This window comes from Pseudomonas sp. GM78, from assembly GCF_000282475.1.
Classification (GTDB): Bacteria; Pseudomonadota; Gammaproteobacteria; order Pseudomonadales; family Pseudomonadaceae; genus Aquipseudomonas.
This window is the reverse complement of the sequence record NZ_AKJF01000215.1, coordinates 1-16291: the sequence shown is the minus strand read 5'-3', so window position 1 is coordinate 16291 and position 16291 is coordinate 1. Positions and strand designations below refer to the sequence as shown.

Genomic DNA, 16291 nt, shown 5'->3' with positions numbered 1-16291 from the left:
AGTCGCCGTAAGGGCGAAACCATAGGCGGCCGTTACCGCAGCAATGGATATGCCCCCCCCACAATCCCTATTACAACCCCATGCTTAAGTGAACAGCATCACGCAGAGGGGCAGGCTTTTTTACCCGCCCCTCCCGTTGCCTAACCCCGTATGAAAGCGAGCAAGTCGGCGTTGATGGTATCGGCGTTCGTCGTGGGCATGCCGTGGGGGAAGCCCGAGTAGGTTTTCAGCGTGCTGTTTTGCAACAGCTTGGCGGACAGGAGCCCGGAGTTTTCATAGGGCACGATCTGGTCATCATCCCCATGCATCACCAGCACGGGTATCGTGATGCTTTTCAGGTCTTCGGTGAAGTCGGTCTGGGAAAAGGCCACGATCCCGTCGTAATGTGCCTTTGCACAGCCCATCATGCCTTGGCGCCACCAGTTGCGGATGATGCCCTCGGACGGGTTCGCGCCCGGGCGGTTATACCCGTAGAAAGGCCCGGCCGGGACGTCGTGGTAGAACTGCGCGCGGTTGGCCTTGAGTTGTGCCTGCAAGTCATCGAACACCGATTTGGGCAGCCCGCCCGGATTATTGTCAGTCTTGACCATCAGCGGCGGTACGGCGCTGATGATGGCAGCCTTCGACACGCGGTCTTCGCCGTGACGGGCAATGTAGTGGATGACTTCACCGCCGCCGGTGGAATGGCCCACATGGACGGCGCCCTGCACGCCAAGGTGGTTGACGACGGCCGCGACGTCATCGGCATAGTGATCCATGTCGTGCCCGTCCCAGACCTGGCTGGATCGCCCGTGGCCGCGCCGGTCGTGGGCAATGACCCGATAGCCGTTGGCCAGGAAAAACAGCATCTGCGCATCCCAGTCGTCTGCGCTCAGTGGCCATCCGTGATGGAAGAAGATCACCGGGGCATCCCGTGGACCCCAGTCTTTGTAAAAGATCTCGACACCGTCCTGCGTAGTGACATGACTCATGCTCGCATCTCCTGTGTGGTAGGGAGGCCATGACCAAATGCATCAAACCTGCGCCGCTTGGCTGCCAAATGACTTTAGGGTTAAAGTCAACTTTAAGGTCAATGGTTTTTTGGGTGGACTATGAGAATAGGCGAACTGGCGAAAATCAGCGGATTGGCGCCTTCACGCATCCGCTTCTACGAAGCGAGCGGCCTGATCAAGTCTGTCGCGCGCAAAGCCAACGGCTATCGGGACTATGCACCCGACACCGAGTGGGTCCTGGAGATCATCACGGGTGCACAGGCGGCGGGGTTTTCACTGGAAGAAATCCGCCAATTGCTGCCGATGAATGCAAGCGGTTGGCAACATGACGAGTTACTCAGTGGGCTCAAGCGTAAGGTCGAGGAAATCGAAATCCTGCAGCAACGCCTGGCGCAGAATAAAGCGCAATTGCTGCTGGTGATCGAGGGCGTCGAAAGCAAGCCCGAGGGCATGGGCTGCGCGGACAACACACAGTTGTTATTGCATCGACTGCGCGAAGAGGGTGTGGCTTCTGGCAGCCGTGGTGTTGCGCCTTCCAAGTAAGACGCAGCCTGCCAGGCTTCCAAGGCCTGGCAGGCTTTTGCCGGATCGTTGAATCAGTGCGCATTAGCCAGCGCCGCTAACGGCTTCGGCGCATAGAGCGCACTTTGGAACGCTGGCACATATTCGTACTTCATCATTTTCCCCAGCTTCAGGGAGCGCATGTAATTCGACAGGCTGCCCTCGCCTAGCGTGAGCATTGCCGAGTCCGCGCTCCGGCTGGCGCCGTGGCTGAGCTGGCGGGACACCGCGTAGCCATAGGCCAGCTGGCCCTGGTGATCGAGATTGGTGAAGCTGCTGGTGACGATATCGACGTCACTGGACAGGTCGTCGAGTTTCTTCGCCTTGAAGGACACGTCCACTTTGCCGGTCTGGCTATCGGTGATGTCATAGATGACCGATTGAGCATCCTCTTTGCGCTCGATGCCCGTCAGCCATTTCGGCAGGTTGTAACCGACCACGCCGCGAACCCTGGCAAGCTCGGTATTGACCGGCAGCTTGAGCACATAACCCCAGAAATCACCCGACATCGACTGGCCAATCAGCGTGACCGGACCCAGATTGGATTTGCCCGGCTTGTTGGTGATGATCGACACGGCCACCTCGTTATAGGCATCGTTATCGCAGTGCTCGTAGGTGTAGGCGGTAAACGCGATCAAGCCTCGGCCTGGCCAGATCTGCAGGGGTTGGACGGTTGCCAATACTTCAGGCGGCATCAGTGCCCGCAGCCTGTCCAGGTCTGCCGTATAGACCGCCGTGACGCGACTGTTCTGGTAGTAGAAGTTTGGCGAGTACGACTCAAAGCCAATGTCGACCTTGTTCTTCTCCAACCCTTTGAACCAGCTCAAATCCACGCCCGGAACTTCTGCTGCAATCACCGACAACGGCGGGTTGGAGCGAAAGCGATCGTACAAGCCACCCTTGACGACTGGCACCTGGTGACCCGCTATGTCGATCAGGGTGGTGTCGTTGTGGCTGGGCATTTCAGGCACCTGCGCCAACGCAGGGTTGGCAAATGAGTTGCACAGCAATCCTGTTAAAACGGCGCTTGCGAGTTTCAATCTGTCTCTCTCCAGGTGATTGCATCGGCTTGATGGCATCGGCCAGGGCAGGCTTGCGGGGCCTGCTTGAAATCACCCTAACGTTAAACTGAACTTTAAGGTCAAGCGCCGCCTTGAGCATCGAACGAAGGTTTTTTGAACGACGTTGAAAAAGGTATTGACCTTAAAGTTCACTTCAATCTTAAGGTGGCCCCACATCAAATGAGGACCACCCCATGAATGTGTTCGACACCCTGCTGCTTCCCAACGGTTCGACCATCAAGAACCGCATCGCCAAAGCCGCCATGGAAGAGAACATGGCGGACGCCGAGCAGGCGCCTTCCGAAGAACTGATGCGCCTGTACCAGGCGTGGGCCGACGGTGGTGCCGGCCTGATCATCACCGGCAACGTGATGGTCGACGGCCGTGCCATGACCGGCCCCGGCGGCGTGGTGCTGCAGGATGACCAGCAACTGGACAAGTTCAAGCGCTGGGCACGAATCGGTCGATCCGCGGGTGCGCAGTTCTGGCTGCAAATCAATCACCCGGGCCGCCAGATGCAGGCAAACCTTGGGCAAAAGACTTGGGCACCGTCAGCTGTACCGCTGAACCTGGGCACAATGTCCAAACATTTCGCCACGCCTCTCGCGATGACCCCCAGCGTGATTGCAGAGGTCATCCAGCGCTTTGCGCGCACCGCACAGCTTGGCGAACAGGCCGGTTTCACCGGCGTGGAAATCCACGCCGCCCATGGGTATCTGTTGAGTCAGTTCCTGTCGCCGCTGACCAATCAACGGACGGACCAATGGGGCGGCTCCCTGGAAAACCGCGCGCGCCTGTTGCTCGAAATCGTCGACGCGGTAAGGGCAGCGGTTTCGGCGGACTTTGCGGTGGCGGTCAAGCTGAATTCCGCGGATTTCCAACGGGGAGGATTCACCGCCGATGACGCCAGGCAGGTGGTTGAACTGCTCAATGATCGGGGTGTGGATCTGGTGGAATTATCCGGTGGCAGCTACGAGGCACCCGCCATGCAGGGCGAAGCGCGCGATGGTCGTACCCTGGCTCGCGAAGCTTATTTCGTTGAGTTTGCCCGTGACATCCAGACCGTCGCCAGGATGCCCGTGATGGTCACCGGCGGCGTGCGTCGACGTCCCGTTGCCGACAGCGTCATCCAGAGTGGCGTAGACATGGTGGGCATTGGAACGGCCTTGGCCATTGATCCTCACCTGCCTCGTGAATGGCTTTTGGGCAACGACAACGCCCCGCAATTGCCGCCGATCACCTGGAAAAACAAAGCCATCGCCTCGTTGGCCAACATGGCGGTCGTCAAGTTTCAGCTGCGCAAACTCAGCCAGGATAAAAAAACCGATCCGCAAGTGTCACCGTTGCGCGCGCTGATCCTGCAACAGCTCGCCAATGCATGTCGCACTCGCCAATATCGCAAGTGGATAGAAAAGCTTTCGACGTGATACTACGTCAGCTCAAATCGCTCTAACGCATAATCCTTGCCGGCCAGGGTCAGTTCAAATATGGTGGCACCGAACGTACCCCTGGTCACTTTTTGCTTCACAAGACGTTTGGCCTGGAGTTGCTTCAGACCGGTTTCGACTTCTAGCGTGCTGAGGGAGACAAGCTTGCAGACCGAGTCTAAGTTTGCGACTTTCCTGAAGTTCGCATGATAGGCCAGCGCTTCCATCAACAGCGTCTGGTTTTCCGTCAGTCGTGGAAACTGCGGGTTGTTCTTTTTGTAAACTTTTCGCTCTATCTCGTGTAACTCGCCGTCGATGCCATCCGTGATACGGGCGTAGAAAATCGCTACGGACAGCGTACCGATTAGAATCGCGATTATCAGCAGCAGCGACCAATTGGGCATTGGCGTTTCCAGCAAAAGCCAATCCCAGAAAAATAGCAGCCAGCCCGTGGTAGCCGCCAACAACGACAGTTCGAAGTAAGTGTCGAGCAGCTTCATGGCAGCTCCCGCGACAAGGAAAACACCAGCCGGGTAGGCCATGGCCTTGAAGATGAGCGGGGAATGCGTGCCTTGTGCTGCCATGCTACTCGTCTCGAGTATGGAAACAGATGTAATCAGCATAGCAGTGGAAACGTGGCTCTCTGGTCTGCAAGATCAGCTATCGATCCAGCAAAGGTGCCAGCAGCGCACACATGCCGCGCCAGTGCGAACCCTCCCAATAAATCCGTTGGCAGCCGTCGCAGCGCAGGAAGTGCGAATAGAGCGCGCCAACCCGTGGCGGCACCTGCAAGCGGGCCAGTTCCGCGCTGATTTCGTGCAGCGGCAGGTTGCAATGCAGGCACAGGCTGAATGGCCGCGCGCTACGCGCCAGGTCCAGGCGCTCGTATATTTCACGCAGCTGCAGCGATGGTTTCAGGGCATGCACGTAACAGCCGTGGCTGATGATCCGCCGCTTGAGCAGTTCGCGGTCGCGGGTCAGCACGATGCGCCCTTGGGTTGCGGCGATCTCGGCGATCTCACCATCCTCGAAGGTATTGTCGTAGAGCGTGTCGAAGCCGCTCATGCGCAACAGGCTGGCCAGCCCACCCAAGTGCGCATCCGCGACGAAGCGCAGCACCCGTAAAGGGTGCGCACGCACCTTCAGCAGCGGGTTGATGTCCAGCGCTTCGAACTTGGGATACACCGCCAGCCGGTCACCGTCGAAGATCACCCGGTCCAGGCCCACCGACTCGCCGTTGAGCAGCACCAACTCGACCTCCGTGTGCGGTATCCCGAGCGCCTCGATCATGTGCTTGACCGTCGCCCCTCGTGCGCACTCGCAGGTAAATGACTGCCGCCGCCGCTCGGCCGACAGGAAATCGTTGAGCTCCTCGTAGAAGCGGAACGTTGCACTGGTCATGAACAACAGTATGGCAGGCCTGCGGGATGAGCGAGTTCAGAGCAAACATCAGCTCCGTCAGGCCACGGCGCGTTTTCATCAGATCGAATAGGGTTTGTTCAGAGAGGACTTAGGTGAAAATCAACTAAGTCAGTCGACCAGCTGACGGAACTTTTAGCGGAATAGCCTCATAATCACCAACCGAGTTGAACGCGTAATAGTGCGCGCACTAAAACAACTCGAATGATTTCACCAAGTTTGGAGGTATCCACCTGCGCGGCATATTGGCGCGGGCGGATAGGCGCAGGCAGGCATGGCATTGAATGCGGCAGACGTTCACGCGCTTCATTGCCAGCAACGCAACAAACAGGACGTAACGCAGTTACTTCGGCACCCAGTGTACCGACCGCGTTACAACTCAATATAGATGCCATGGAAGAACCGCGCCAGTGATGGAGTCAACTTGCGCAGTTGCATGAGCGATCAGCAGTCGTTCCAGTCATTCATGCCAGCTCGATTCGAGCGTCAACAATCGGACTGGGCTGGCAGGATTGGATATTAGCTGACGCGTGCATGAAGTCGGTAAGTGAGCTTCCGGTTGACGGGCGGACAAGGGTTGGCCCAACGCATACAACCCACCCGAAACGGCATAGGCCAAAAAACGCCCCTGCCGCTGCCCCACCTAAAAAACTGTACTCATGCACAGGAAGACGCTCATGCACACCATTCGCAACACCTTGGTGGTGGTGGATTCGCAGCAGTCCAACGACCTGACCCTCAACAGAGCCAAAATGATTGCCAGCGCCACCCAGTCGCACCTGCACCTGCTGGCCTGCGACAAGGGCAACCAGCATTCCTCCTGCTTGAACGACATTCAAGGCACCCTGGTACAGGAGGGTTACAGCGTCAGCACCGAGCAGGCCTGGCATGGCAGTTCACACAAGACCATCATCGCCGCCCAACAAGCGCAAGACTGTGGCCTGGTGATCAAGCAGCACCTGCCCGACTCCCCGCTGACGAAGGCCCTGCTCACCCCCGAAGACTGGAAGCTGCTGCGGTACTGCCCCAGCCCGGTACTGATAGTGAAAAGCGCAAGGCCCTGGACCGGTGGCGCCATTCTCGCGGCAATCGACGCTGGCAGCAGTGACATGGAGCATCGCGTCCTGCATTCCGGCATCGTCAGCCACGGCTATGACATCGCCACACTGGCCGGCGGCACTTTGCACATGATGAGCGCCCACCCCTACCCCATGCTGTCGGCGGCCGACTCCGTATTCCAACTCAAGGAAAGCATTCAGGCGCTCTATCGCGAACTGTGCAAGACCTTCCAGGCCGAATTCAATGTCAGCGATGATCGCCTGCACATCGAGGAAGGTCCGGCCGATGTGCTGATCCCGTTCATCGCGCACAAGCTCGAAGCCGTGCTCACGGTGATCGGTAGCGTGGCCCGCACCGGACTGGCCGGCGCATTGATCGGCAACACCGCCGAGATGATCCTGGACACCCTGGACAGCGATGTACTGGTGCTCAAGCCGGACGACATCATCACCCACCTGGAGGAACTGGCAGCCCCCTCACACGGCACATCGGCAGATGCCGTGGCATTCTCCTGGCCGTATCACCACCACAACCATCGACCACATACTTAGGAGCCCGGACCACCTATCCCACCGAGGTCGCCCTGGCAGCCTGCGCCGGATCACGGGAGGTCACCAGGCCAATGAAGGAGATCGCCAACGCCAGGCCGATGGTCGTGCTCACTTCGGTACGGTGTTCGGGCGTGATCATCATCACCGCCAGCGCCGCACAGATGAACAGGATCACCAGCCAGGTGAGCCACGGGAACAACCACATGCGAAAAGTCAGCTCGACCTTCTGCCGGCGCAACATGCCCCGCATGCGCAACTGCGACACGGCAATCGCCAGGTACACCAGCAAGGCAATGGCGCCGGAACTGGCGAGCAGGAACTCGAACAGGCCGGCGGGCATGAAGTAGCTCCATACGGTGATCGCGGCGCCCAGCACGGTACTGGCGATGACGGCTGCCCGCGGCACACCTTCGGCGGAAGTCACCTTGAGCGCCTTCGGCGCATCGCCACGACGGCCCAGCGAGTAGAGCATGCGCGAGGCAATGTAAATCGAGGAATTCATGCAACTGGCCACGGCGATCAGCACCACCACGTCCACCATGAACTTGGCGTGGGGAATGTTCATGATTTCCAGTGCGCGCTGGTAGGAACCCACGGAAGCCAGCAGCGGATCATTCCAGGGCACCACGGAGATGACCACGAAGATCGACAACACGTAGAACACCCCGATGCGCCAGATCACCGAACGCGTTGCCTTGGCGATGTTCTGTGCCGGGTTGTTGGATTCTGCGGCGGCAATGGTCACCGCTTCAGTGCCGATGAAGCTGAACATGATGGTGATGAAGGCGCCGACTACCGCCGACAGGCCATTGGGGGCGAAGCCTCCGTGTTGCGCCATCAGCTGGCTGAGGCCGCTGGCTTCGCGCTCGGGAATCCAGCCCATCAACACCGCGAAACCCAGGGCGATAAAACCGATGATCGCCACCACCTTGGCCATGGCGAACCAGAATTCGAACTCCCCGTACTTGGACACGCTGAACAGGTTGGTCACCACCAGGGCAATGATCGAGCCCAGGGCGAACAGCCAGGCATCGACCTGGGGAAACCACTGGTGCAGTACATGGCCGGCAGCCAGCGCTTCGATGGGAATCACCAGGACCCAGAACCACCAATAAAGCCAACCGATGGTAAAGCCGGCCCAGCGCCCGATGGCCTGGTCGGCATAGGTAGAGAAAGACCCGGTATCGGGGTTGGCCACCGCCATTTCCCCAAGCATGCGCATGACCAGCACGACCAGCAGGCCGGAGAACAGATAGGCCAGCATGACCGCCGGGCCAGCCGCCGCGATGGCATGCCCCGACCCGACGAACAATCCGGCGCCGATGATGCCGGCGATGGAGAGCATGGTGACGTGACGAGGCTTGAAGCCCTGCGCCAATTGGCCGTTCGAATCCTTGGAACTCGGGCTTATCATTGTGGGCACCGCGACAAAAAGATGCGCCACCTTACCCGGCTTCTCCGCCAAATCAATTACCTGATCGCGCCGCCTCCGTACCTGATCTCGACACGGGCGAGGTGTTCGTTCGCGATCAGAACTCATCGGTCATCGACAGGGCATTGGAATGCCGTAGTGGACCTTATAGCGACCTCTTGCATCACTGAGCAATCCCACACCCCTCCAGCCCTATGTTCGCTACCGAACAGACTTCCCCACCATAAAAACCCCACACTCGACGGTGGAATGCTGCGCCCGGCGGCGCAACGCCCCGCACACCTGGCCTGGCGTAGAACCGCCTTCATTCCACATGCGACCTGCCCTGCGCGGGTCGTACGAAGGAATTCATGCAAAATATCCTGACTCGCACACTGTCCAGCCTGTGGCGCTCACCGGCCATCTGGCTCAGGTGGAGTGCCGCGCGACACAAGTTCGAGTACGAGCCCATCCTGCGTTCCGACCTGTTCAATGCGCAGCAGATGGCAGACCACGGTATCGTACTGGCCCGCCAACATGTGCTCGGGCGCCTTTCAAGAAAGGACGCCTTGCTCGGCCGGCTGACTGACAATCAACTGCTGCTGGAACGTAGCTGCGCAGCGCTCAAAACCGTGCAACTGTCCAGCCGACGCGCCACCCCTGCGGCGGAATGGCTGCTGGACAACTTTTACCTCATCGAAGAAAACATCCGCACCGCCAGGACCCACCTGCCCGACGGCTACAGTCGCGAGCTACCACGCCTGGCCGAAGGTCCTTCGGCAGGCTTGCCGCGGGTCTACGACATCGCCCTGGAAACCATCGCTCACGGCGATGGCCGGGTCGACGCGCCAAGCCTGGATTGTTTCATCGCCTCCTATCAGACCATCACCCCGCTGGCCCTGGGCGAGCTGTGGGCCATCCCGATCATGCTGCGCCTGGCGCTGATCGAGAACCTGCGGCGCGTGGCGTCCCGGGTCATGGCCAACCGGGATGACCGTAATCTTGCCGATGACTGGGCTGATCGCTTGATCGAAATGGCCGAGCGCGACGCCAAGAGCGTGGTGTTGACCGTTGCCGACATGGCGCGATCGGCACCGCCGATGACGCCATCGTTCGTTGCGGAACTGGCGCGCCGCCTGCACGGGCAAAGCGCCGCGCTGATATTGCCGATGGCGTGGATAGAACAAACGCTTGGTGAGTCCGGCCTGACCGTCGAACGCCTGGTGCAGATGGATGCCCAGCAACAATCCGGTGACCAGGTGTCTATCAGCAACAGCATCGCCAGCCTGCGCTTGCTGGCGGCGACCGACTGGCGCGAGTTCGTCGAGCTGCTCAGCCATGTCGAACAGGTCTTGGGCACGGACCCGGCGGGCGTCTACGCGAACATGGATTTTGCCACCCGCGATCGTTACCGCCATGTGGTCGAACGCCTCGCCCGGCATTGCGTGCAGTCTGAAACCCAGGTGGCACAAGCGGCCATCGAACTGGCCGGGACCGTACAGCCCACGGCCCGCGTGACCGGGCATGTGGGCTATTACCTGGTAGCAGATGGATTGCCCCACCTAGAGCAGGCGCTGCACGCCAGCGTGCCGCTGCACCAACGCTGGAAGCGCCTGCTGCAGAGCGCCCCGTTGAAGTTCTACCTGTGCCCTGCACTGCTGTTGACACTGCTGTTGGCCTGGCCATTTCTCAGCAGCGCTTATCACAGCGGCACGCCAACCTGGTGCCTGGTCCTGCTCGCCGTGCCGGCTCTATTGATGACCAGCCGTCTGGCGATCGGGCTGGTCAACTGGCTGGTGACCCTCACGGTAGTCCCGTCGCTTCTGCCGCGCCTGGATTACAGCGAAGGCATACCGGCCGAGGCGCGGACGCTGGTGGCGGTGCCGACGATGTTTGCCAACGCCGGCGACATCGAGGCCCTGGCGGAAGGCCTGGAGGTGCGATTCCTGGCCAATCGCGATGCCAACCTGCATTTCGCGCTGCTCAGTGACTTCATGGACGCCCCTGCCGAGGTGATGCCCGAAGATGCCGAACTGCTCGCCCTGGCGCGGCAACTGATCGAGGCGCTCAACCACAAATACGCCGATGGCCCGGTCGACCGGTTCTTCCTGCTGCACAGGCCCAGGCACTGGAGCTCGACCGAGCGGGTCTGGATGGGGCATGAACGCAAGCGCGGCAAACTCGCCGAGCTCAACGCGTTGCTGCGTGGTAAAGGCCAGGAGCGCTTTGCATTGATCGTCGGTGATGTCGCGCCACTGAGTTCAGTGCGCTTCGTCATCACCCTCGACACCGATACCTTGCTGCCCCGCGATGTCGCGCGTCAGTGCATCGGTACCATGATGCACCCGCTGAACCACCCGGTGTTCGATCAACAGAGCGGCAAGATCGTCAGCGGCTACGCCATCCTCCAGCCACGCGTGGGGATCAGCCTGCCAAGCACGGCACGCTCGACCTACGCCCGCCTGTTTGGCAGCGATGCGGGCATCGACCCCTATACCCGCGCCGTCTCCGATGTTTACCAAGACCTGTTCCGCAACGGCTCCTTCATCGGCAAGGGCATCTATGCCGTCGACGCCTTCGAACAGGCACTCGAAGGCTGCCTGCCCGACAACCGCATCCTCAGCCATGACTTGATAGAAGGCTGCTACGCCCGCTGCGGATTGCTCAGCGATGTACAACTGTATGAGGAATATCCGTCGCGCTACAGCGCCGATGCCAAGCGCCGACACCGCTGGATTCGCGGAGACTGGCAAGTGCTGTACTGGGCCCTGCCGTGGGCGCCGAAACCCCAGGGAGGATTCGCACCCAACCCCCTGAGCAACCTTGCCCGCTGGAAGATTTTCGACAATCTGCGCCGCAGCCTGGAACCAGGCGCCTTCCTGGCCATGCTGGCCTGGGGCTGGTTGGGTTCGACCGAGGCCGTCTCCTGGACATTGGCGGTGGTCATCCTGGTTTTTCTCCAACCCACGCTGCAGTCGGTACTGGCGCTGGTACAGAAAGCGGCCGATATTCCCCTGGGACAACACCTGAGCGCGGCATTGCGGACCTCGGCCCAGCATTTCATACGCGCGCTGTTGTCGATTGTCTGGTTGCCCTCCGATGCGTTGTTGAGCTTCGACGCGATTGGCCGCTCACTGTGGCGCATGCTGATCAGCAAACGCCGCCTGCTGCAATGGCAGCCTTCCCGTGAGGTGGAGCGCTCCAGTGGCAACACGCTGTCTGGCATGTATAAAAGCATGTGGATTGCTCCGGCGCTGGCGCTGCTGCTGTTCGCGGCCCTGCTCCCCTCCCTCGCCGTACTCGCACTGGCGGCGCCTTTGCTGCTGGTGTGGCTGGCGAGCCCGGCGATTGCCTGGTGGATCAGCCTGCCGACCACACCCGCGGGGTTCAGTCCATCAGCGCAAGACCTGCGTTTCCTGCGCATGCTGTCACGCCAGACCTGGGCGTTCTTCGATCGTTACGTGGGCCCTGAGGACAACTGGTTGCCGCCGGACAACGTCCAGGAAATACCCCAGCTGACCATTGCCCATCGGACCTCCCCGACCAACATGGGCATGGCCTTGCTCTCGCACCTGGCGGCCCACGATTTCGGTTACCTGAGCAGCGGGCGCTTGCTTGAACGCATCACGGCCACGCTTGAAAGCATGGCGGGCCTGGAGCGTCACCATGGGCACTTCTACAACTGGTACGACACCGGGACACTGCAGCCGCTGGCGCCTCGGTATGTGTCCACCGTGGACAGCGGAAACCTGGCGGGCATGCTGCTCACCCTACGGCCGGGGCTGCTGGGATTGGTCGACACGCCGCTGTTCGACCGACGTGTCCTTGGCGGCCTTCGCGACACCCTCGATGTGCTGCAGCAGGCGCTACAGGGCGAAAACCTCGATGACCGTGCCGTGCTTGAACTGCGCGCGAAGGTGGAATCGGCGCTGGTCCAGGACACCCCGGACAACCTCCTGCAATTACTCGATCTGGCGCAGGCCCTGGCAATCGACACTCCGGCCAGCGTTGCCGAAGAAGCCCACCACTGGCTGCAGGCATTACAGGCGCAGTGCACGGATCTGCGGGCAGAACGACTGCGCTTCGCACTGCCGCAGGCAACAGCCGAGGCCAACGCCCCCGCACTCACCCTGCGGCAAATGGCCGAGCTCGATTGCACCCTGTGGCTGCCCGCTGATCAGGCGCAAGTGCAGGCAGTACAACGCCTGGCCCGCGCACGCATCAGCCACCTTGAGCACCTGGCCGGGTTGTCCGCGTCACTGGCCAGCATGGACTTCACCTTCCTCTACGATGCCCAGCGTGACCTGTTCTCGATAGGCTACAACGCCGACGAACGCCGGCTGGACCACGGCCATTACGACCTGCTCGCTTCAGAGGTGCGCCTGACCAATTTCGTGGTCATCGCCCAGGGCCAGCTGCCGCAACAGGCCTGGTTCACCCTTGGGCGCCTGCTAAGCAACAATCGCGGGGTGCCGGTGCTGCTTTCCTGGTCCGGATCGATGTTCGAGTACCTGATGCCCAACCTGATCATGCCCAACTATGAAGGGACGCTGCTGGAGCAGACCTGCCGCGCGGCCGTCGCCTTGCAGATCGAGCATGGCAACCAGTTGGGCATCCCCTGGGGCGTGTCCGAGTCGGGTTACAACACCCTCGATGCCCACTTCAATTATCAGTACCGGGCCTTCGGTGTGCCAGGCCTTGGGCTCAAGCGCGGGTTGGCCGAGGACACCGTGATTGCGCCGTACGCCAGCGCCCTGGCGCTGATGGTCGAGCCGCAAGCGGCCTGTCGCAACCTGCAACGCCTGGCGGCCCAGGGGTCGGCCGGTCGCTATGGCCTGTACGAAGCGGTCGACTACACCGAGGCACGCCTGCGACGTGGCCAGCGCTATGCGGTGGTGCGCTCGTTCATGGCGCACCATCAGGGCATGAGCCTGCTGGCCTTGACCAGCCTGTTGCTGGACCGGCCCATGCAGCGCCGTTTCGAGTCGATCCCGGCCTTCCAGGCGACCGTCTTGTTGCTGCAGGAGCGTGTACCGAAAACCGCCGCGCCCTACCTGCATGCAACCCAGGCACCTGCCACAGGGGAAAACCCAGAGACGCAGGAAACCAGGCTGCGCGTGTTCGCCGATCCCGGGCGCAAACGCCCCGCCGTGCAGCTGCTCTCCAACGGCCGTTACCACGTCATGCTCAGCAGTGCCGGCGGCGGTTACAGCCGTTGCAACGACATCGCCGTGACCCGCTGGCATGAAGACGCGACCCGCGACAACTGGGGCATGTTCTGCTACCTGCGCGATGTCAGCAGCGGCGTATTCTGGTCCTCGGCCCACCAGCCGACCCTGCACCGGCCAGAAAGCCATGAAGCGATTTTCAGCGACTCCCGGGCCGAGTTTCGCGTGCGCGAGCTCGACTTCGATACGCACACCGAGATCGTCGTGTCTCCCGAAGACGATATCGAACTGCGTCGGCTGCACATCACCAACCGCGGCCGCGTACGCCGTAGCCTGGAGATCACCTCCTACGCCGAGGTGGTACTGGCGCCGGCCATCAGTGATGCCATGCACCCGGCCTTCAGCAACCTGTTCGTGCAGACCGAACTGGTGCCGGCGCTGCAGGCCATCGTCTGCACCCGCAGGCGGCGCTCCACCGAGGAAGCCGTCCCCTGGATGTGCCACCTGCTGGCCGCCCACGGCGTGGACATCGACGCCATTTCCTACGAGACCGATCGAGCGCGATTCATCGGCCGCGGGCGCAACGCTAGCGCACCGGCGGCGCTCGATGGCCATGTCCAGCAACTGTCCGGTACCGCAGGCTCGGTGCTGGACCCGATCGTGGCCATCCGCTGCCGTATCGCCCTGGAACCCGGGCAAACGGCGACCATCGACCTGGTGACCGGCATCGCGGACAGCCGTGAGGGCTGTCTGTACCTGATCAACAAATACCGCGACCGGCACCTCGCCGATCGCGTGTTCGACCTCGCATGGACCCACAGCCAGGTGTTGCTGCGCCAACTCAATATTTCGCAGGAAGATGCCCGCCTGTTTGAACAGATGGCCGCTTCGATCCTCTACGCCAATGCCTCGTTGCGCGCGGAAAACAGCATCTTAATGGCCAATCGACGTAATCAATCGAGCCTCTGGGGCCAGGCGATCTCCGGCGACCTGCCCATCGTCCTGCTGCAGATCGCCACCGTCGACAACATCGAGCTCGTCCATCAGATGGTCAAGGCCCATGCCTACTGGCGGCAAAAGGGGCTGATGGTGGACCTGGTCATCTGGAACGAAGACCAGGCCGGCTATCGCCAGCAACTCCAGGACTTGATCATGGGGGTGGTGACGTCCGGCAGCGAAGCCTCGCTGATCGACCGTCCAGGAGGAATTTTCGTGCGCCCGGCACAGCAGTTGTCGAACGAGGACCGTACGCTGATCCTGTCGGTGGCACGCCTGGTGCTGAGCGAAGAAAACGGCGGCATCGCCGAACAGGTTCATCGGCGTCATGCAATCCCGGTACACCCGGCGTTCGTCCCCACGCTCAAGCGCCAGTCAAAGGCAACGCAAGCGACCCTGCCCGCCATCGAAGGTCTGCTGTTGAGCAACGCCTATGGCGGTTTCAGTGCCGATGGCAGCGAATATGTCATGACCTTGCAGCCTGGCAGGCCGACGCCGGCGCCATGGGCCAACGTGCTGGCCAACCCGCACTTCGGCACGGTGATATCCGAAAGTGGTGGCGCTTACACCTGGATGGAAAACGCCCACGAATTTCGCCTGAGCCCTTGGCATAACGACCCGATCACCGACGCCAGCGGCGAGGCGATCTATGTGCGCGATGAAGAAACCGGGCATTTCTGGTCGGTGACGCCACAGCCTTGTCCCGGTACTGGCGCGTACCGCACCCGGCATGGCTTCGGCTACAGCGTCTTCGAGCACGATGAAGACGGTATCCACACCGAGTTGTGGGTGTATGTGGCGCCGGATGCTTCGATCAAGTTCTCGCATTTGCAGATTCGCAATCGCTCAGGCCGCGCAAGGCGCCTGTCGACGACCTGCTATGTCGAGTGGGTGCTGGGCGACTTGCGCAGCAAATCAGCGATGCATGTGGTGACGGAAGCCGACCCCAGCAGCGGCGCACTGTTCGCCAGGAACGCCTATTCGATCGAGTTTTGCGAGCGGGTGGCGTTCCTCGATACCGACTCGACCGACACCAGAATCAGCGGTGATCGGACTGAATTCATCGGCCGCAACGGCAGCCTCAAGGCACCTGCCGGACTACAGCAGGCACGCCTGTCGGGCCGTACCGGTGGCGGTTTGGATCCCTGTGCTGCGATACAGGTTGCCCTCGACCTCGACAACGGTGAAGACCAGGACGTGATCTTCCGGCTCGGTGCCGCCAGAGATACGGCGTCCGCCCTGCGCCTGGTTCAACAGTACCGCGGCCTGGGCCCGGCAACTTCGCAACTGGAGGCGGTACGCGAGCATTGGCGTGCGCAACTGGGCGTGATTCAGGTCCAGACCCCCGACCCGAGCATCGATGTCATGGTCAATGGCTGGCTGATGTACCAGGTGATCGCCTGTCGATTCCAGGCCCGCAGTGGCTACTATCAGTCCGGCGGGGCCATCGGCTTTCGCGATCAACTGCAAGACAGCATGGCGATGATCCATGCCGACCCCGCCAGTGTGCGCGGCCATTTGTTGCTGTGTGCAGCCCATCAATATGCCGAAGGCGACGTGCAACACTGGTGGCACCCGCCGCTCGATCGGGGTGTGCGCAGTGGCTGTTCGGACGACTTCCTGTGGCTGGCGCTGGCGACCAGCCA

At 61.1% G+C, this 16291-nt stretch carries 9 protein-coding genes; 4 read left to right on the top strand and 5 right to left on the bottom strand.

Translation table 11 applies throughout. From position 1 onward, the window contains the following. Positions 1 to 140 precede the first annotated feature (140 nt). Positions 141 to 971: an alpha/beta fold hydrolase gene (locus tag PMI35_RS01240; RefSeq protein ID WP_008066200.1), complete on the bottom strand. Its 831-nt coding sequence runs from the start codon at positions 969 to 971 to the stop codon at positions 141 to 143. Between the two features lie 120 nt (positions 972 to 1091). Here PMI35_RS01240 and PMI35_RS01245 point away from each other — a divergent pair, with 120 nt between their 5' ends. Further along, the gene (locus PMI35_RS01245) at positions 1092 to 1535 is read left to right on the top strand and encodes a MerR family transcriptional regulator (RefSeq protein WP_008066199.1); all 444 of its coding nucleotides are present in this window, start codon (positions 1092 to 1094) and stop codon (positions 1533 to 1535) included. A gap of 53 nt (positions 1536 to 1588) precedes the next feature. Here the strand turns inward: PMI35_RS01245 and PMI35_RS01250 are convergent, their stop codons facing one another. After that, complete coding sequence (locus tag PMI35_RS01250; protein WP_008066198.1) at positions 1589 to 2593, bottom strand: hypothetical protein; 1005 nt, start codon at positions 2591 to 2593, stop codon at positions 1589 to 1591. A 215-nt stretch (positions 2594 to 2808) separates the two neighbouring features. On the opposite strand from PMI35_RS01250, the gene PMI35_RS01255 reads away from it, so the two are divergent. Beyond that, positions 2809 to 4041 (top strand): NADH:flavin oxidoreductase/NADH oxidase family protein, encoded by a 1233-nt coding sequence (locus PMI35_RS01255; protein WP_008066197.1) that lies wholly within the window; start codon positions 2809 to 2811, stop codon positions 4039 to 4041. 2 nt (positions 4042 to 4043) lie between these two features. Here the strand turns inward: PMI35_RS01255 and PMI35_RS01260 are convergent, their stop codons facing one another. Beyond that, positions 4044 to 4625: a hypothetical protein gene (locus tag PMI35_RS01260; protein WP_032832177.1), complete on the bottom strand. Its 582-nt coding sequence runs from the start codon at positions 4623 to 4625 to the stop codon at positions 4044 to 4046. 76 nt (positions 4626 to 4701) lie between these two features. Further along, positions 4702 to 5442 (bottom strand): Mut7-C RNAse domain-containing protein, encoded by a 741-nt coding sequence (locus PMI35_RS01265; protein WP_008066194.1) that lies wholly within the window; start codon positions 5440 to 5442, stop codon positions 4702 to 4704. 695 nt (positions 5443 to 6137) lie between these two features. Between PMI35_RS01265 and PMI35_RS01270 the strand changes: the two genes are divergently transcribed. Then, entirely contained in the window at positions 6138 to 7070 is a 933-nt protein-coding gene (locus PMI35_RS01270) for a universal stress protein (protein WP_008066193.1), read from the top strand. Between the two features lie 13 nt (positions 7071 to 7083). On the opposite strand, the gene gabP is transcribed toward PMI35_RS01270, so the two are convergent. After that, positions 7084 to 8484 carry a GABA permease gene (gabP, locus tag PMI35_RS01275; RefSeq protein ID WP_008066192.1) on the bottom strand — a complete coding sequence of 467 codons (1401 nt, stop codon included), beginning with the start codon at positions 8482 to 8484 and terminating at the stop codon, positions 7084 to 7086. 368 nt (positions 8485 to 8852) lie between these two features. On the opposite strand from gabP, the gene PMI35_RS01280 reads away from it, so the two are divergent. Next, on the top strand, positions 8853 to 16291 hold a 7439-nt coding region (locus PMI35_RS01280; RefSeq protein ID WP_008066191.1), incomplete at its 3' end, for a GH36-type glycosyl hydrolase domain-containing protein.